The sequence below is a fragment of the Knoellia tibetensis genome (genome assembly GCF_048606415.1).
GTDB lineage: Bacteria > Actinomycetota > Actinomycetes > Actinomycetales > Dermatophilaceae > Knoellia > Knoellia tibetensis.
In genome coordinates, this window is record NZ_JBMBWF010000001.1 from 2,005,208 (window position 1) to 2,023,164 (window position 17,957).

15 protein-coding genes are annotated in these 17,957 nt (G+C 73.1%); 6 read left to right on the plus strand and 9 right to left on the minus strand.

All coding sequences use genetic code 11. The features are described 5' to 3' along the window. On the plus strand, positions 1-570 hold the full coding sequence (locus ACOJV7_RS09265) for a universal stress protein (RefSeq protein WP_420189851.1): 570 nt from the start codon (positions 1-3) through the stop codon (positions 568-570). Positions 571-597: 27 nt separating this feature from the next. On the opposite strand, the gene ACOJV7_RS09270 is transcribed toward ACOJV7_RS09265, so the two are convergent. Genes ACOJV7_RS09270 through ACOJV7_RS09280 form a run of 3 tightly spaced genes read right to left on the minus strand, consistent with a single transcriptional unit; the run spans position 598 to position 2,304 of the window. After that, positions 598-1,425 carry an IclR family transcriptional regulator gene (locus ACOJV7_RS09270; RefSeq protein ID WP_420189852.1) on the minus strand — a complete coding sequence of 276 codons (828 nt, stop codon included), beginning with the start codon at positions 1,423-1,425 and terminating at the stop codon, positions 598-600. Continuing rightward, positions 1,422-1,817, minus strand: coding sequence for a VOC family protein (locus ACOJV7_RS09275; protein ID WP_420189853.1), 396 nt, complete (start codon positions 1,815-1,817; stop codon positions 1,422-1,424). Before ACOJV7_RS09275 ends, ACOJV7_RS09270 begins: the two co-directional genes overlap by 4 nt. A 34-nt stretch (positions 1,818-1,851) precedes the next feature. Continuing rightward, entirely contained in the window at positions 1,852-2,304 is a 453-nt protein-coding gene (locus ACOJV7_RS09280; RefSeq protein ID WP_420189854.1) for a MarR family winged helix-turn-helix transcriptional regulator, read from the minus strand. A gap of 89 nt (positions 2,305-2,393) precedes the next feature. On the opposite strand from ACOJV7_RS09280, the gene ACOJV7_RS09285 reads away from it, so the two are divergent. After that, positions 2,394-4,262, plus strand: a complete 1,869-nt coding sequence (locus tag ACOJV7_RS09285; protein WP_420189855.1) for an ABC transporter ATP-binding protein — start codon at positions 2,394-2,396, stop codon at positions 4,260-4,262. 145 nt (positions 4,263-4,407) lie between these two features. Here the strand turns inward: ACOJV7_RS09285 and ACOJV7_RS09290 are convergent, their stop codons facing one another. After that, the gene (locus ACOJV7_RS09290; RefSeq protein ID WP_420189856.1) at positions 4,408-6,969 is read right to left on the minus strand and encodes an MMPL family transporter; all 2,562 of its coding nucleotides are present in this window, start codon (positions 6,967-6,969) and stop codon (positions 4,408-4,410) included. A 3-nt stretch (positions 6,970-6,972) separates the two neighbouring features. Continuing rightward, positions 6,973-7,644 (minus strand): TetR family transcriptional regulator, encoded by a 672-nt coding sequence (locus tag ACOJV7_RS09295; protein WP_420189857.1) that lies wholly within the window; start codon positions 7,642-7,644, stop codon positions 6,973-6,975. 150 nt (positions 7,645-7,794) lie between these two features. Here ACOJV7_RS09295 and dacB point away from each other — a divergent pair, with 150 nt between their 5' ends. Then, positions 7,795-9,168, plus strand: a complete 1,374-nt coding sequence (dacB, locus tag ACOJV7_RS09300; RefSeq protein WP_420189858.1) for a D-alanyl-D-alanine carboxypeptidase/D-alanyl-D-alanine endopeptidase — start codon at positions 7,795-7,797, stop codon at positions 9,166-9,168. Positions 9,169-9,211: 43 nt separating this feature from the next. On the opposite strand, the gene ACOJV7_RS09305 is transcribed toward dacB, so the two are convergent. Both ACOJV7_RS09305 and ACOJV7_RS09310 read right to left on the minus strand, forming a co-directional pair. Further along, entirely contained in the window at positions 9,212-9,751 is a 540-nt protein-coding gene (locus ACOJV7_RS09305; RefSeq protein WP_420189859.1) for a hypothetical protein, read from the minus strand. 13 nt (positions 9,752-9,764) lie between these two features. Continuing rightward, positions 9,765-10,772, minus strand: a complete 1,008-nt coding sequence (locus tag ACOJV7_RS09310) for a hypothetical protein (protein WP_420189860.1) — start codon at positions 10,770-10,772, stop codon at positions 9,765-9,767. Positions 10,773-10,922: 150 nt separating this feature from the next. Here ACOJV7_RS09310 and hutH point away from each other — a divergent pair, with 150 nt between their 5' ends. Both hutH and hutU read left to right on the plus strand, forming a co-directional pair. Next, positions 10,923-12,488, plus strand: a complete 1,566-nt coding sequence (gene hutH / locus ACOJV7_RS09315; protein WP_420189861.1) for a histidine ammonia-lyase — start codon at positions 10,923-10,925, stop codon at positions 12,486-12,488. Positions 12,489-12,525: 37 nt separating this feature from the next. Beyond that, positions 12,526-14,184, plus strand: a complete 1,659-nt coding sequence (gene hutU, locus ACOJV7_RS09320; protein WP_420189862.1) for a urocanate hydratase — start codon at positions 12,526-12,528, stop codon at positions 14,182-14,184. Positions 14,185-14,285: 101 nt separating this feature from the next. Here hutU and ACOJV7_RS09325 read toward each other — a convergent pair whose 3' ends face one another. Beyond that, positions 14,286-14,957, minus strand: a complete 672-nt coding sequence (locus ACOJV7_RS09325) for a hypothetical protein (RefSeq protein WP_420189863.1) — start codon at positions 14,955-14,957, stop codon at positions 14,286-14,288. Positions 14,958-15,122: 165 nt separating this feature from the next. Between ACOJV7_RS09325 and ACOJV7_RS09330 the strand changes: the two genes are divergently transcribed. After that, on the plus strand, positions 15,123-17,189 hold the full coding sequence (locus tag ACOJV7_RS09330; RefSeq protein WP_420189864.1) for an elongation factor G-like protein EF-G2: 2,067 nt from the start codon (positions 15,123-15,125) through the stop codon (positions 17,187-17,189). 88 nt (positions 17,190-17,277) lie between these two features. Here ACOJV7_RS09330 and ACOJV7_RS09335 read toward each other — a convergent pair whose 3' ends face one another. Beyond that, positions 17,278-17,778 carry an aminoacyl-tRNA deacylase gene (locus ACOJV7_RS09335; RefSeq protein ID WP_420189865.1) on the minus strand — a complete coding sequence of 167 codons (501 nt, stop codon included), beginning with the start codon at positions 17,776-17,778 and terminating at the stop codon, positions 17,278-17,280. Positions 17,779-17,957: the final 179 nt, after the last annotated feature.

A 17,957-nucleotide genomic window follows, 5' to 3' on the forward strand; every position in this document is an offset into this window, starting at 1 on the left:
ATGAGCGACCAGACACACACCGACTCGTCCGGCCAGCATCCCTACACCGTCGTCGTCGGCGTGAGCTCCACCTCGAAGTCGCCGGCCGCTCTCGAGTGGGGCGCCGCGCAGGCGGCGCAGAACGGCGGGCGGCTCGTGGCCGTGCGCTCGTGGCGGCTCACCGGGCCACCCGGGACCACCTCGGGGGGCGCCGCGGCGCGCATCACGGACGAGCGGAGCACAGAGTCGTCGGAACAGGCGGCGCTCGAGGCCGACGTCGCCGCCGTCCTCGGCCCCGACCACGGCGCCGAGCTCCGCGTGGTCCGGGGCGGCAAGCGCAAGGCGCTGCTCGCGGCCGCAGACGGGGCCGACCTCCTCGTCATCGACGCACCCCGCAGCTTCACGGGGCCGCCGATGCTCGCGCAGCGGCTCGTCTACGCGGCGGCGTGCCCCGTGGTCGTCATGCCTCCTCGGGTGTCGCAGTCGACGAACCCGCTGGCCACGGCCGGTCGGGCAGTGGGCCGCGCGGCGGTGCGCTCCGCCGGGCTCGCAGGACGTCCCGGCTACCGCCCGCCCATGTCGACCGACTGACCCGGCCCGACGCGGTTCGGTGCGCGGTCAGGTACGACGCGGAGGTCGCGCCTGGCCGCGCAGCCGTGCGGAGAGGTCGTCGGCGGCCTCGCGGACGGCGGTGACGAGCCGCGACTCCGCGTCGTCGTCGACCGCCTCGACCCGGAACGTCACCGCCACCGAGGCCACCGGGTGGTCGCTGTGGTCGAGGACCGCGACGGCCACCGACCGGAGGCCGCGGGTCACGAGACCGTCCTCGACGGCATACCCACGTCCGCGGACCGACTGCAGGAGCGAGCGGAGAGCGGTCGTCGACGCCGGCCCGAGCCCGTCGCGCTGCACGAGTGCGTCGGCATGGGGGAAGAGCGCGCGCACCTGACCGGCCGGCAGCGCGGCGAGCATCGCGAGACCGGTGGCGGTGAGCGTCGCAGGCAGGCGGACCCCGACGTCGGAGACGAGCACCGGGCCCTTGGGTGCGCGTTGCTCGATGACATAGAGGACGTCGCGGCCGTGGAGCACCGCGAGATGGGCGTTGTGCCCGGTCGTGTCGACGAGGCGGTCGAGGGCCCCGCGCGCGATCCGTTGCAGCGGCGCCTGCCGCTGGTAGGCCGACCCCAGCTCGTATGCCGCGACGCCCAGCCCGTAGCGCCGCTCGCCCTCGAGGTGGGAGACGTAGCCGCGGTCCCGCAGGACCGAGAGCAGGTGGTAGGTGCTCGACCGGGGCAGGCCGAGCTCGCGCGCGACCGCGGCGGCCGGCAGCGGCTCACCCCGTCGGGCGAGGAGCTCGAGGACGTCGAGGGCGTGCCCGGCGGCGGGCACGCTGGAGCGCTCTCGGGCCACGGGTCGCTGGGGGAGGTCGGGGGCTCCGAGGCTCACTTCGCCTCGGGGTCGGGTTGGTGCAGACCGAAGACGTTGGCCTCGGTGTCGACGAAGTAGCCCTGCCACGCCATGCCCGGAAGCGCGTGCTTCTCGAGGGCGACCGTGGCGCCGGCCTCGAGAGCCTTGGCGGCGGTGGCGTCGAAGTCGTCGGTGCCCATCGTGAGCACGCACCCGGCCACCGGCGCACCCGGCTCGGGGTTCGGTCCGGAGCGCTGCATGATCGCGCCGTTGATGCCCGGCTGGTCCTCGGGACCGGTGACGACGCCGAAGTAGGGCATCCCGGCGAACTCGGTCCAGTCCTGGGTCTCCCAGCCGAAGACGGCGGTGTAGAAGGCGACGGCGCGAGGGACGTCCTCGGCGTGGATCTCGAAGTGGATGGCGCGCGTCATCGGGCGATCCTCTCTGCGACGGCTGATGCGCTCATCATCCACCCGGTGTCGGCCGGTCGTCGACGAGTCGGCCGAGGATGCGCGCGAGGGTGGCGCGGTCGCGCTCGGACAGGTCCGCGAAGTAGCCCTCGTGATCGGCTCGCCGGGCCGTGTCGAGCTCGTCGAGCACCTTCCTGCCCCTGGTCGTGAGCGAGACGCGCACGGCCCGCCGGTCGCTCGGGTCGGGCTCGCGCTCGACGAAGCCGCGGCCCTCGAGGGTGTCCACGACATCGGTGACCGAGCGGGGTGCGATGCGCAGGTGCTGGGCGACGACGCCGAGCCTGGTCGGCTCGTGGTGGCCGATGACGCGCAGGGCGCGCGACTCGTGCGGCGTGATGCCCCACGGCTCCAGCGTCGCCGCGAACCTCCGACGCAGCCCCCGGGCCACCTCCATGACGAGCTCCCCGAGCGGGGGGTCGGAGGGAAGGTCTCGGCGCGCGGACGGCATACGGGGAATGCTAGCGCTGGATCGTGCGTTGGGCTCATTGTGAGGTAACCTCACCAATGACTCGGAACCACAGAGACAGGAGGGTGCGCATGACAGCCACCCCACATCCCACCCCCGACCCCGGCGGCCGCGGCGGACGAAGCGGCCCGATGAGGGTCGACCCGCGCGACCGCGCCCAGCTCGACCTCGCGCCCGTGCCGGTGCGCCGGGTCGCCGGCCTCTTCCGAGGCTTCGGTCGCCCCATCGGCATCGTCACGGCGATCATCGTCGCGACGTCGGTCATCTCGATGGCCCAGCCGTTCCTCGTCCGCGAGGTCGTCGACGTCGCCATCCCGCAGCAGGACGTGCGCCTGCTCCTCCTCGCCGTCGGCGGCATGCTCGCGGTCGCCGCGACGACCCAGGTCCTCGGCGTCGTGCAGACGTGGCTCTCGACCGGGGTCGGCCAGCGCGTCATGCACCGCCTGCGTACCGACCTCTTCGCCCACCTCCAGAAGCAGTCGCTCGGCTTCTTCACCCGGACCCGCGCGGGTGAGGTCCAGTCCCGGCTCACCAACGACATCAACGGTATGCAGGGTGTCGTGACGACCACCGCGACCTCGATCGCGAGCAACCTCACGACCGCCGTCGCCACATCGGTCGCCATGGTCGCGCTGTCGTGGCGGCTCTCGCTCCTCTCGCTGCTCGTCATCCCGCCGGCCGTGTGGCTCACCCGCCGCGTCGCCCTCATCCGCCGCGAGGTCACCGCGCGCCAGCAGGCCCGCCGCGCCGACCTCAACGTCCAGATCGAGGAGGGCCTCTCGGTCTCCGGCGTGCGCCTGTCGAAGACCCTCGGCGCCGGCAGTCGCCACGCGGAGCGCTTCGCCTCCACCTCGGAGGAGCTCGTCAACCTCGAGCTGCGCAGTCAGCTCGCCGGACGCTGGCGGATGGCGACGATGCAGGTCGTCTTCGCCGCGATCCCCGCACTCGTCTACCTCGTCGCGGGTCTGCCGGCAACGTCCGGCGGCATGACCATCGGCACCCTCATCGCCTTCACGACGCTCCAGGCCGGCATCTTCCGACCGCTCATGGGCCTGCTCAACGTCGGCGCCCAGTGGGTGTCGTCGATGGCGCTCTTCAGCCGCGTCTTCGAGTACCTCGACCTCGTTCCCGACGTCGCCGCCCCTTCCGCGCCCGTGACACTCGACCCGGCGCGGGTGCGTGGCGAGGTGCGCCTCGAGGACGTCTCCTTCGCGTATGCCGGTCCGGACCCGCGCTCTGCGTGGGCCGCGCCGCTCGCCCTCGACTCCGTCTCCGCGGTGGTCCCGGCCGGTGGCTCGCTCGCGCTCGTCGGGCACACCGGCTCGGGCAAGTCGACGCTCGCCTCGCTCGTGGCCCGGCTGCACGACCCGACGTCGGGCCGGGTCGCCATCGACGGCGTCGACCTGCGCGACCTCGACCCCGAGGTGCTCGCGCGCATCGTCGGCGTCGTCTCGCAGGAGACCTACCTCGTGCACGCCTCCATCCGCGAGAACCTCCTCCTCGCCGCGCCCGCCGCCACGGAGGCCGAGCTGTGGCGGGCGCTCGGCGCCGCACAGGTCGCCGACCTCGTCGCGTCGCTGCCCGACGGTCTCGAGACCGTCGTCGGCGCACGCGGTCACCGGTTCTCGGGCGGGGAGCAGCAGCGCATTGCCATCGCCCGCACGATCCTGCGCGACCCCAGGGTACTCGTGCTCGACGAGGCGACGAGCGCTCTCGACAACGACACAGAGCGCGCGGTGCAGCGCGCCCTCGACGAGCTCGTCCGCGGCCGAACGACGATCACCATCGCGCACCGGCTCTCGACGGTCGAGTCCGCCGACGAGATCGCGGTCCTCGAGTCGGGCCGCATCGTCGAGCGCGGGACGCACGACGAGCTGGTCAGGCTCGACGGCCGGTACGCCGCGCTGGCAGGCGCGCGGACGGCATACGCCGCGGCCTGACCGGGTGCACAACTCGCCAATTCCTCCCGTTAGGTACAGGGTCATCCGTGCCGAACGGGAGGAATTGGTGAGTTGTGCACCTGAGGTGAGCTCGCGCTCCGGTGGCGAGGGCTCCGGTGCCGGTTCGCCTGCGATGAGGTCGGCGTCAGGCGTTCGTGAGCTCGCGCTCCGGGGAGGGCTCGGCCTCCGCCGGGGCGTCGGCCTCGGCGCGGGCGAGGTGCGTGCGGAGCTTCGTGCCCTCGACGTCGAGGTCGGGCAGGACGCGGTCGAGCCAGCGCGGGATCCACCAGGCGCGGTCGCCGAGCAGGTGCAGAACGGCCGGGGTGAGCGTCATCCGGACGAGGAACGCGTCGACCGCGACACCGATCGCGAGGCCGAGGCCCATCGGCCGGATCATCGCGAGGTGGGCGAAGATGAAGCCCGCGAAGACGGCGATCATGATGAGCGCCGCGGCGACGACGACCTTGTAGCCGTGCCGGAAGCCGGTGCGGATCGCGGTGCGACTGTCCTGGCCGTGCGCGCGGGCCTCGTGCATGCCCGAGACGAGGAACATCTGGTAGTCCATCGCGAGGCCGAAGAGGACGCCGATGAGCAGGGTCGGCAGGAAGGGCATGATCGGCCCGGCGCGGCTCACCTGGAAGAGGTCGGCGAGCCAGCCCCACTGGTAGACCGCGACGACCGAGCCGAAGCCCGCGGCGACCGAGAGGAGGAAGCCGCCGGTGGCGACGAGCGGCACGAGGACCGAGCGGAAGACGGCCATGAGCAGGAGCAGCGACAGCCCGACGACGAGCGCGACGTAGAGCGGGAGCGCGTCGGCGAGCCGCTCGGAGATCTCGATGTTGGCGACCGTCTGGCCGGTGATGCCGAGCTCGACGCCCTCGGGCATCTGCTGCTGGAGGTCGCGCAGCTCGTGGACGAGCGTGGTCGTCGCCTCGCTCGTCGGTCCCTCGAGGGGGACGACCTGGAAGGCGAGGGTGTCGCGGTCCTCGCTCACGCCGAAGGGCACGACGCGCTCGACGCCGACGCTGTTGAAGAGCTCGCGGCCGTAGCGGTTCTGCATCGTCACGACGTCGCCCTGGTCCACCGGCTCGTCGAAGGAGACGACGGCGACGATGGGGCCGTTGGCGCCGGGCCCGAACTCGCGCTCGATCGTCGTGTAGGAGTGGAAGGCGCTCGAGTCCCTGGGCTCGCTGCTGCCGTCCGGCAGGCCGAGCCGCAGCGCGACGGCTGGGACTGCGAGCAGTCCGATGGTGACGACGGTGAGGACGATGGCGAGCCACGGACGGTTGGTCACGAGGACGCCCCAGCGGCCCGAGCCCCGGCCCGTGCGATCGGCAGCGGCCGCGGCGTCGGCCGCCGCGGTCGTCTCGTGCCGACGCCACGCGCGCTGCGAGACGACCCGGCGACCGAGCAGGCCGAGGACGGCCGGCGTCACGGTAAGCGCGACGAGGACGGTCATGACGACGGTGCCCGCGGCGACGAGACCCATCTGCGCGAGGATCGGCAGGCCCGAGACGGTGAGGGCGGTGAGGGCGATGACGACGGTCGCGCCCGCGACGACGACCGCGTTGCCCGCCGTGCCGGTCGCGAGGCCGATCGAGTGCTGGAGGGGCACGCCGTCGAGCACTTGCTGGCGGTGCCGGTTGACGATGAAGAGGGCGTAGTCGATGCCCACGGCGAGCCCGAGCATGAGCGCGAGGGCGGGGGTCATCGAGTTCATGTCGAAGAAGGCGGAGGACGCCATGGCCGCGAGCAACCCGGCGCCGACGCCGACGAGCGCGACGAGGAGCGGGAGCCCGGCGGCGAGCAGGCTGCCGAGCATGACGAGCAGGACGGTGGCGGCGACCGCGAAGCCGATGACCTCGCCGACGCCGACGATGCTGCGGGTCTGGAGGATGTCCGCGCTGTAGTCGACCCGCATCCCGGAGTCGGCGAGCTGCCTGCCGATGTCGGGGACGTGGGCGCGGACCTCCGGGGAGAGCTGGGCGATGGCGTCGTCGTACTGGATCTGGAGCATGACGGTCGCGCCGTCCTCGCTGACGAACCGCAGGCCGTCGCTCAGGGCGAGGGTGCCGGTGCCCTGCGCGAGCTGCGTGCGGGCGTCGGCGAGCTGCGCCTGACCGTCGTCGATCTGCGCGCGGATCCCGGCGTTGCCCTTCTCGCGGGCGGGGACCTCGACCCGAAGCTCGCGGGCCCGGTCGCTCGACCTGCGGCCGGAGGACTCGAGGGTCGCGAGCTCGCTGCGCGCGGCCGCCAGGTCCTCCTCGCCACGGTCGAGGAGCCACTGCGCCTGCCGCAGGCGGAACTCGGCGTCGTCGTACTTCGCCCGGCCGTCGGCGACCTTGGCCGCCCCGTCGTCGAGCTGGGCCTGGTTCTCGAACGGGTCCATGACCGACTGGACGTGGGGGGCCCTCTCCCACTGCGCGAGCGTCGTCTCGATGGCGGCGCGCTGCTCCGGGGTGAACCGGCCGGTCTCGCTCTCGATGGTGATCGTGCCGATGCCACCGGCGGCCTTCGGGATCTCGCGGCCGAGGGTCTCGAGCACCGACTGGAACTGCGCGCCCGGGATGCTGATCGCCGAGCTGGGCGGGGTGGCGACCGCGGCCATCGTGCCGCCGAGCCCGCCGAGGACGAGGACCCACGCCAGGAGGGTGAGCCAGGGGCGCCGGGCAGTGAGTCGCCCGAGTCGGTAGAGGAGGACGGCCATGGTTCAGGACTCCCGGGACGCTGTGGCGGTGGAGAGCGAGCTCGCGGTGCCCGCGGGCGAGAACGCGGTGAAGAGGTGGGCGAAGGCCTGCCGGAGGAGGTCGAGGTGGAGCCGGCGGGACTCGTCGTCGACGACACCGCCCGCCTGCTCGAGCCAGGCCTCGGTGGCGGCGTAGCCGGCGCCCATCACGGCGCGCGCCACGACTTGCGCATACATCGGGTCGGTGCCGGGGGTGCGGTCGAGCAGGGCCCGCTCGACCTGACCGGTCTCGGCGAGCTGGGTCTCGACGAGGAAGTGGCGGGCGGCGACCGATCCCGACGCCTGACCGAGGACGAGCACCGCCTTCTCGAGGAGGTCGGCGTCGAACGGCTCGCTGAGGACGGCCGAGAGCGACTCGTGCACCGGCTCGTCGGCAGGCCGGGCGACGAACCGCTCGGCGAGCGCCGCGATCGTCGACCGCATCCGCTCGTTGAGGACGAGCTCGACGCGCGGGTAGTAGTTGAAGAACGTCCGCCGCGAGACCTCGGCCCGCTCGGCGACGGCGTCCGCGGTCACGGCGTCGAACCCCTGCTCGGCGACGAGCTCCCACGCGGCCTGCTCGAGGCGGGCGGCGGTGCGGCGGCGGTTGCGTTCGCGCAGCCCGCCGATGACGCAGCTCGTGTCCTTCGTGCTCATGACAGTCGACCCTACGGCGTTCGTGCACTACCGTGCAACTTTGCGTCGCGGTGCAGGAATGGGTATGCCGTCCGCTCGCCGGCCGTTCACGCGATCGGGCTACGCCCGCTCACCGAGCGAACTCGTCGGGGTTGTGTCACCCTCTCGACCATGGGCGTGCGTGCGAGAGTCCCCGCAGTCGGTGTCGGTGCGGTCGTGGCCGCTGTCCTCGTCGCGACGGGGGCCTCGACTCCCGTGAGCGCCCAGCCGTCGGCAGTGCCGGCGACGGGGCCCGCGACAGCGACGGCAGTTCCCATAGGTGCCTCGCCCGCGCCCCGCCCCGAGTCCGAGGCGCCCGAGGACACCCGCGGGCCGCTGAGCACCGGCTCGCAGCGCCACTCCGGCTCGACGACCGAGAACCGCACGATCGCGCAGCGCCTCGCCTCGGCGGGCAGCGACCCGGCGCTCGGCAGCCGGGTCAGTGCCGTGGTCATCGACGCGACGACCGGTGCGGTGGTCTACAGCCGCAACGCATCGCTCGCCCTCATGCCCGCCTCGAACCACAAGGTGACGACGGCGTTCGTCGCGATCGCCTCAATGCCGCGCACCAAGACGCTCACCACGACGGTCCGGACCAACGCGAGCCGCAGCACCGTGTGGCTCGTCGGTGGCGGCGACCCCGGGCTCACCGTCGCCCGCGCGCGTGAGATGGCGGCCACGACGCGTTCCGCCCTCGTCGCCGCGGGCGTGCGGTCGGTCGCGGTGCGCGTCGACGACACGATGTTCCCGCCCCCCACGATGGCGACGGGGTGGAAGACGAGCTACATGCCGGGCGACGTCGTGCCGGTGCGCGCCCTCGTCGTCGGCGGACGCGATGCCATGGACACCGGCCTCGACGCCGGCGTCATCTTCGCCAACGAGCTCAAGCGCCTCGGCATCGCGGTGTCGTCGACGGTGCGCGGCACGGTGCCCACCGGCACCTCGACCGTCACGAGTGCGACGTCGTCCTACATCGGGACGCTCACGGCACAGTTCCTCAACTCCTCGATCAACGACTACGCCGAGAACCTCCACCGCCACTCCTCGCGCACCGCGGGCAAGGGCACGACGTGGGCGGCGGCCAACGGCCACGCCCTCTCGGTCCTCCGGGCGCGCGGCGTCAACACGACGGGCATGGCGATCCACGACGGCTCCGGGCTCTCCCGCTCGGACCGGTCCAGCGCCGCGACCATGGCGAGCGTGCTGCTCGCCGCGCGCCGCGACCCGGCCGTCAACCAGGTCTTCACGTCGTCGACGGGCCTGCCGGTGGCCGGCGTCTCCGGCACCCTCAAGTCGCGGTTCGCCGCGTCCGGCACGACGTGCGCTCGCGGGCTCGTGCGGGCCAAGACGGGCTGGCTCAGCGACGTCGTCTCGCTGTCCGGCACCGCCCGCGGTGTCGACGGCAAGGACCGGATCTTCTCGATCATCGAGAACGGCGCGGCCAACCCCACCGAGGCGCGCTACGCCATCGAGCGGTTCGCGACTGCCGCCACCGGCTGCACCTGACCCCGGCTCCGGGCAGCACCGGCCCGCGGGCGGCTGCGCGCGGTCAGTGGCCCCAGGTCTCCTCGACGGTTGCCTCGAGGATGCCGCGGCGACGGACCTCGGTGGTGCGCTCGGAGTCGAGCAGGCCGCTGCGGTGCCGGCCGAGGGTGACCGCCGGGGCGGACAGTGCGGTGAGCAGCGCGCGGAGCGTCCGGTCTGGTGAGGTCGCCTCTCGCAGCACCCGCGCCACCGGAGCCGGCTCTACCTGGAGGGCCACCGCGAACGCCGCGGCGACCGACGCGGCCTCTTGCGGGGGAAGGGCGCCCACCTCGCCCGAGGTCCAGCCGACCCGGGCGGTCCGGCGCCCGCCCGCCCACAGCTGGACGCCGGTGCGGAGGTCGCCGACCACGACGAGGAGGGCCGGCCCGAAGGGGCTCGCCTCCTCCGCCACCCGCTCGAGCGCGGCCTGGTTGGGCTCGCCGACGTCGACGAGGCACCAGCCCGGGTGCTCGCTCTCGACGAGGCGCACCCGCGTCCTGGCCCAGACGACCGGCCGCTGCAGCTCGGACACCGGCGCCCGGACGAGCAGCACCATCGCGGTCACGACGCCACCACCGTCACGACGACGAGGCCGCCATCGTCACGATGTGCGAGCGGTGGGTGAGGAACTCCTCGCGTGCGTCGCCCCAGTAGCGCCACGGGTAGGCCGTGGCGTGCGGGCCGACCGCGCGCAGCTGCTCGTAGGCCTCGCGCGGCCGCTCGAGGTGGAAGAGGACGCGCGCGAGCGTGTTGCGGGTCCGCGCGGTGAGGTGGTGCCCGGCGTCGGGGTTGGCGTCGAGCCAGCCCTGCGCGCGGGCGATGGCCTCCTCGACGCGGTCGGGGTTCGACCTGAGCGCCGACGGCTCGGCTGCCAGGTGCTCGAGGACGGCGTCGAGGAGGAGCGACTGCACCCGGGCCTCGCGCGGCGCCGCGTCGACGCTCGCCTGCGCGAAGTCGAACATCTCGTCGTGCGAGCCGAACCACTTCGCGCAGACGAACTGCATCGCCTCCCAGCGCGCGCCGTAGTGGTGCGGGTCCGCCCCGTCGAGCTCCCGCAGGCACTCGTCGAAGACCGCGCGGTCGTGCTCGGTGCCGCGACAGTGGCGCAGCGCGACCGCCCACGGCACCGGGTCGCCCGGAGATCCCGCCATCGCCTGACGGATGCGCTCGGTCGCCTCCTCGAGGGTGCGGCCGAACGCCTCGAACTGCTCCCTGCTCACTTGGCTCGCGTCGTCGTTGGACCGCTGCTCCCAGGCCAGCTCGACCCGCCGGCGCGCGTCGACGACGGCGAGGTCGGGGTTCTCGGGGTCGGACTCAGTCCACGACTCGAGCCAGTCCGGTGACCTCAGCGCGAGCCGGGCGAGGCTATGGACGTCGCTGTCGCGGTCCTCCCAGGCGCGGGCCGCCCGGCTGCGGGCGAGGACCTCGGCCGCCGTCTCGAAGTGCCCGTCGAGAGCCGCGTCGACGGCGGGCCGAGCCGCGTCCGAAGGCGCGTCGAGCACCACCGCGTCGTCCGGCACGAGTCCTGCTGCGAACTCGTCGCCGTGGTCGAGGTAGGCCTTCGCGGCCTTGATCTTCTTGAACATCGAGCCCCTCCGTCGTCGATGTGACGAACGTTAGACCCGCGGCGGCGCCTCGGAACCGGTCAGCAGTGACCATCCGTGTCGTCTCGCATCCGAGACGGTATGCCGGGTGCGCGACTGTCGCGGACGGCATACCTGCGGTGTGCTTGGGACATGACGAACGTGCAGAACCTGCAGGCCCCCGTCGTCGTCGGCGGCGCGCGGCTCACCATCGACGAGGTCGTGCGGGTCGCCCGCCACGATGCGCCGGTCGAGCTGAGTCCGACCGCCCTGGACTCGGTGCGCGCGACCCGCGCGACGATCGAGGGGCTCGCCGAGGACACGGTGGCGCACTACGGGGTATCGACCGGGTTCGGGGCGCTCGCGACCCGTCACATCCCGGTCGAGCTGCGCGCCCAGCTGCAGCGCTCACTCGTACGCTCGCACGCCGCCGGTGCCGGACCCGAGGTCGAGCGCGAGGTCGTGCGCGCCCTCATGCTGCTGCGCATCAACACGCTCGCGACCGGCCGGACCGGCGTGCGGGCCGTGACGCTCGAGACCTACCTCGCGATCCTCAACGCCGGCATCACGCCGGTCGTGCACGAGTACGGCTCGCTCGGCTGCTCCGGCGACCTCGCGCCGCTGTCGCACTGCGCCCTCGCGCTCATGGGTGAGGGGGTCGTCCGTGACGACGACGGCGAGGTCATGGACGCGGCGGAGGCGCTCGCGGCCGCCGGCATCGAGCCGGTCCAGCTCGCCGAGAAGGAGGGCCTGGCCCTCATCAACGGCACCGACGGCATGCTCGGGATGCTGTGTCTCGCCATCGCCGACCTGCGCCGCCTCGTGACGACCGCCGACGTCGCCGCCGCGATGTCCGTCGAGGGGCTGCTCGGCACCGACGACGTCTTCGCCGCCGACCTGCACGCCCTCCGACCCCAGCCGGGGCAGGCGCGGTCGGCCGAGAACATGCGGAAGGTGCTGGCGGACAGCCCGATTCGCGAGTCGCACCGCGACCCGGAGGCGTGCACGCGTGTGCAGGACGCCTACTCGCTGCGGTGCGCGCCGCAGGTGGCCGGTGGCGCCCGCGACACCATCGACCACGCCTCGCGGGTCGCCGAGTGGGAGCTCGCGTCGGCCATCGACAACCCGGTCGTCACGCTCGACGGCCGCGTCGAGTCCAACGGCAACTTCCACGGGGCACCGGTGGCCTACGTCCTCGACTTCCTCGCGATCGTCGCGGCCGACCTCGCGTCGATCTCGGAGCGTCGCACCGACCGCTTCCTCGACAAGGCCCGCAGCAACGGCCTGCCGCCCTTCCTCGCCGACGACCCCGGCGTCGACTCGGGCCTCATGATCGCGCAGTACACCCAGGCGGCGATGGTCTCGGAGATGAAGCGCCTGGCGGTTCCGGCGTCAGTCGACTCGATCCCGAGCAGCGCCATGCAGGAGGACCACGTGTCGATGGGGTGGTCCGCCGCCCGCAAGCTGCGCCGCTCGGTCGACGCGCTGACCCGGGTCCTCGGCATCGAGCTCGTGGCCGCCTCCCGCGGCATCCAGCTCCGCGCGCCGCTGCAGCCGTCGCCCGCCTCCGCGGCCGTCATCGGCGCGCTCGCCGAGTCCGGGGACGTCGCCCCCGGACCGGACCGCTTCCTCGCCCCCGACCTCGAGGCGGCCTACGAGGCGGTGCTCGACGGGGCCGTGGTGGCCGCCGCCGAGACCGTCACCGGCCGACTCAGCTGACCCACCGGCATACCGAATCGCAGTCAAGGAGAACGTCATGGAAGGTGCTCGTCCCGTCCGCGCCCCGCGCGGCACGTCGCTGACCTCGACCACCCACTGGGGTGCCGAGGCGCCGCTGCGGATGCTCATGAACAACCTCGACCCCGAGGTCGCCGAGCGTCCGGACGACCTCGTCGTCTACGGCGGCACCGGTCGCGCGGCGCGCGACTGGCGCTCGTTCGACGCCATGGTGCGCACTCTCGGCTCACTCAAGCAGGACGAGACGATGCTCGTTCAGTCCGGTCGCCCGGTCGGCGTCATGCAGACCCACGAGTGGGCGCCGCGCGTCCTCATCGCCAACTCCAACCTCGTCGGCGACTGGGCGACGTGGCCCGAGTTCCGCCGGCTCGAGCACCTCGGGCTGACGATGTACGGGCAGATGACCGCCGGGTCGTGGATCTACATCGGCACGCAGGGCATCGTCCAGGGCACCTACGAGACGTTCGCGGCGGTGGCCGAGAAGCGCTTCGGCGGGACCCTCGCCGGCACCCTCACCCTCACCGGCGGCTGTGGTGGCATGGGTGGCGCGCAGCCGCTCGCGGTCACCCTCAACGGCGGCGCCTGCCTCATCGTCGACGTCGACGAGTCGCGGCTGCGGCGCCGGGTCGAGCACCGCTACCTCGACGAGGTCGCGTCCTCGCTCGACGAGGCCGTCGAGCTCGCGCTCCGCGCCAAGGACGAGAGGCGCGGCTGGTCGGTGGGCGTCGTCGGCAACGCCGCGGAAGTCTTCCCCGAGCTGCTGCGTCGGGGTGTGCCGATCGACATCGTCACCGACCAGACGTCGGCGCACGACCCGCTGTCCTACCTGCCCGAGGGCGTCTCGCTCGAGGAGTGGCACGAGCTCGCCGACAAGAAGCCGGAGGAGTTCACCGACCGCGCCCGGGCCTCGATGGCCAAGCAGGTGCAGGCGATGGTCGAGTTCCAGGACGGCGGTGCCGAGGTCTTCGACTACGGCAACTCGATCCGCGACGAGGCTCGGCAGGGCGGCTACGACCGCGCCTTCGAGTTCCCCGGGTTCGTCCCGGCCTACATCCGCCCGCTCTTCTGCGAGGGCAAGGGGCCGTTCCGCTGGGCGGCCCTCTCGGGTGACCCCAAGGACATCGCCGCGACCGACCGCGCGGTCCTCGACCTCTTCCCCGACAACGAGCGGCTGCACACCTGGATCAAGGGCGCGCAGGAGCGAATCGCGTTCCAAGGACTGCCTGCTCGCATCTGCTGGCTCGGTCAGGGCGAGCGCGATAAGGCGGGTCTCGCCTTCAACGAGCTCGTCCGCACCGGCGAGGTGAGCGCGCCGCTCGTCATCGGCCGCGACCACCTCGACACCGGCTCGGTGGCCTCGCCCTACCGCGAGACCGAGGCGATGGCCGACGGCTCCGACGCCATCGCCGACTGGCCCCTGCTCAACGCCCTCGTCAACACCTCGTCGGGCGCGTCGTGGGTCTCGATCCACCACGGTGGCGGCGTCGGCATGGGCCGCTCGCTCCACGCCGGGCAGGTCTCGCTCGCCGACGGCACACCGCTGGCCGCCGAGAAGCTCGCGCGCGTCCTCACCAACGACCCGGCGATGGGAGTCATCCGCCACGTCGACGCGGGCTACGACATCGCCGAACGGACCGCCGCCGAGCAGGGCGTGCGCATCCCGATGCGCGAGGGCTGACCGCTCGCTCCAGCTTTTGCTCCCCATGAGGGAACGTTGAGCGTCCGGACGCAATCTTTCCGTCCGGACCCTCGACCTTCCCTCCGTATGCCGGGTTGGCGTCAGCCGTCGACGACCCGCCACCGTTCCCACTGGGCCGGGAGGAGGCCGGCCCTGACGTCGGGCTCGGCTGAGGCCGGCACCTCGCGTTGCTGCCACGTGCGCCCCCAGTCGGTGCTGATGTGGAGCTGGGCGGCCAGCCGCCCGGCCCCGTCGACACCGACGGAGTAGATCGCGATCGCGCCGTCGAGGCCGTCGGCGACGACCCCGGTGGCGGCCGGGCCGGAGCCGTCGATCCGGTGCCGTTGCTTGCGGCCGCCGGGCTCGAACCAGACCGCGTCGAGGCGCACGACGTTGCATTCGGCGACCGCGGCCACGCCCCAGAGGCCCCTGCTTCCCAGCCGACCCCACCGCGTCGACTCCACGACGTCGTTGGGGTGCACAGGTCCGGTCGAGACGGCGGCGAGCCCGGGCGGGCGGGTGATCGGGCGACCGGACTCCGGCCAGCACGCCGGGGCCCTCGGGCCGGTGGTGCCGTCGCCGCCCGTGGTTTGGACACTCCCGCGGTCGGAGGGCGCGACTGCCGGCGCGCCGTCCGGGGCGACGAAGGCCCGCCCCAGGGCGATGGCCAGGGCGGCGACGACGACCCAGCCGGCCCACCTCGTGGCGCGCGGGTCCGACCCGTCGAGCCAGCCGGCGACCCGGTCGAGGACCGGGCTGGGGGTTCCTCTCATCGCTGCTCCGTCGCTGCGGTGTCGTGCACGTGCGTCCTCCCGACGCTACGCCTCGCGGCGCGCGCAGGGGAGCGCGGGTCCCACGCTCTGCGTGGGCCGGCATACGGGCCGTCGTGGTTCGCCAAGACCTTGTGCGGCCGCCCGGCGCGGGAGCACAGTGAGGGCATGAACCGCGCGTCAGGTGGCGACGAGGCCCCGGCTCCCAGCAGCCCGCAGCAGATCCGCAACGTCGTGCTCGTCGGACCACCGGGTGCGGGCAAGAGCACGCTCTTCGAGCACCTCGTCGCGGCGCGGGTCGAGGGCCGGCGACCGAGGGAGGGCGACCGCTCGTCGTCGACCGGGCTGGTCGCGGCGAGCTTCGCCAGCGGGGAGGTGGTGGTCAACCTCGTCGACACGCCGGGGAACCCCGACTTCGTCGGAGAGGTGCGAGCAGGGCTGAGGGCGGCGGATGCCGCCCTTTTCGTCGTCTCGGGGGCGGACGGCGTCGACGAGGCGACGAAGATGCTGTGGCGCGAGTGCGCGACCGTCGGTATGCCGCGTGCGATCGTCGTGACGCGGCTCGAGCAGGCGCGGGCGGACTTCGACGAGACCGTCGAGACGTGCCGGCGCGTCTTCGGCGACGCCCAGCCGCTCGCGCTGCCGGTGCAGCCCGACGGTCCGGCGACGACGGTCACCGGCCTCACCGACCTGCTCGCCGCGGGACCGGAGGCGACCGAGGAGGTGCTCTCGCGGCGGGGCGAGGTCGTCGAGGCGATCATCGAGGAGTCCGAGGACGACACGCTGCTCGAGCGCTACCTCGAGGGCGAGGAGGTCGACCCGGCGACGTTGCGCGAGGACCTGCACACGGCGGTGGCGACCGCGCGCTTCTTCCCGGTGCTGCCGACCCACGCGACGAGCGGCATCGGCCTCGAGGAGGTGCTCGACCTCGTCGAGCACGGGCTGCCGTCGCCGGCCGACGCAGCGCTGCCGACCGTCTACCGCACCAACGGCGGCCAGTTCGGCGACCTGTCGTGCGACCCCGACGGGCCGCTCGTCGCCGAGGTGGTGCGGACGACGACGGACCCCTTCGTGGGACGCCAGTCGCTCGTGCGGGTCTTCTCGGGGACGCTGCGCCCCGACGACCCGGTGCACGTCTCGGGCCACCTGCAGCAGTTCGCGGGCGAGGAGATCGGCGGCCACCGCGACCATGACGAGGACGTCGACCGGGTCGGCGCTCTGTCGGCACCGCTCGGCGATGACCTGCGCCCCAAGTCGGTCGCCCTCGCCGGCGACCTCGTCCTCGTGGCGCGCCTCGCCGTCGCCGAGACGACGGACACGCTCTCGTCGCCCTCGCGCCCGGCCCTCGTCGAGCCGTGGGTTTTGCCCGAGCCGCTGCTGCCCGTCGCCATCCACGCGAAGAGCAAGGGTGACGAGGACAAGCTCGCGACCGTGCTGCAGTCCCTCGTCTCCGAGGACGTGACGATGCGGCTCGTCATGGACGCCGAGACCCACCAGGTCGTCATCTGGGCGATGGGTCCGGCGCACGTCGCGCTCCTCACCTCCTCGCTGGAGGAGCGGCACCACGTCGCGGTTGAGGCCGAGCCGCTGCGGACGGCGCTGCGGGAGACGTTCGTCCAGGAGTGCGAGGTCCAGGGCCGCCAGGTCAAGCAGTCCGGTGGTCACGGGCAGTACGCCGTGTGCCAGCTCAAGGTCGAGCCGCTGCCGCGCGGGTCCGGGATCGAGTTCGTCGACAAGGTCGTCGGCGGCGCCGTGCCGCGCCAGTTCATCGCGTCGGTCGAAAAAGGCGCGCGGGCGCAGCTCGACAAGGGCGTGCTCGCGGGCTACCCGGCCGTCGACGTGCGGGTCACGCTCGTCGACGGCAAGGCGCACTCGGTGGACTCCTCGGACATGGCGTTCCAGACCGCCGCCGGGCTCGCGCTGCGCCAGGCCGCCAACGAGACGACGGTCGCGATGCTCGAGCCGATCGACGCGGTCGACATCGACGTCGCGGACGCGTCGGTCGGCTCGGTCCTCGCCGACCTGCGCGGCCGCCGGGGTCAGGTTCACGGCACCGAGCCGTCGGAGCACGAGGGACGCACCGTCATCCACGCCGAGGTGCCGGCGCTCGAGCTCTCGCGCTATCCCATCGACCTGCGGTCGGTCTCGCACGGCACAGGCACGTTCCGTCGGCGGTTCGCCCGCTACGACTACCTGCCGCCGCAGCTCGTGAAGGACGTCGTCGCGGGAGCGTAAGCGCCACCCGCACCTGCCCCCTGCCGCGACTTATTGCGATGTCGCAGAGGTGCATGCAACTCTGCGACATCGCAATAAGTCGTGTGGCTCAGGCGGGGTCGGTGACGTCGACGACCTCGGCCCCGAGGGCGGACACGACGTCGTCGGCGGCCACCGTCACGGAGGTGCCGTGCGCGCCCGCGCCCATCGAGATGGTGCGGCCCGGCACGGTGGCATCGGCGATGACCGGCCACGCCGTCGTCGAGCCGAACGGCGTGATCGTCCCGCGCTCGTAGCCGGTCGCCTCCCTGGCCTTGTCGGCAGGCGGCATCGAGAGCCGGTTGACACCGAGGTGGGCGCGCAGCTTGGGCCACGAGATCTCGCGGTCGCCGGGCACGAGGACGAAGACGTAGTCGCCAGACCCACGCCGCACGACGAGCGACTTGACGATGTCGCGGGGCTCGATGCCGCGCTGCTCGGCCGCCTCGGCGAGCGAGCGGGCCGGAGTGGTCGAGACGAGGATGCGGTGCTCGATGCCGCTCGCCTCGAGCGCCTCGCGGGCGCGACGGGCCCCGTCGGACTCGGGCTGGGCAGGGTCGGTGGCGCTCATGTCCCGACTCTAGGGTCCGGCGTCGTCCGGCGTCTGCCGCCGGACGACACGCTCACCCATCGGTGGGTCGCTCGCGCACGACGTCGTATGCCGGCACCCCGAGCGTGTCGTCCGCCGGTCGGCCCCTGCCCCTCGGCACCCGGCAAGGTCTGGCATGCCAGACACCGAATCGGCCCGGC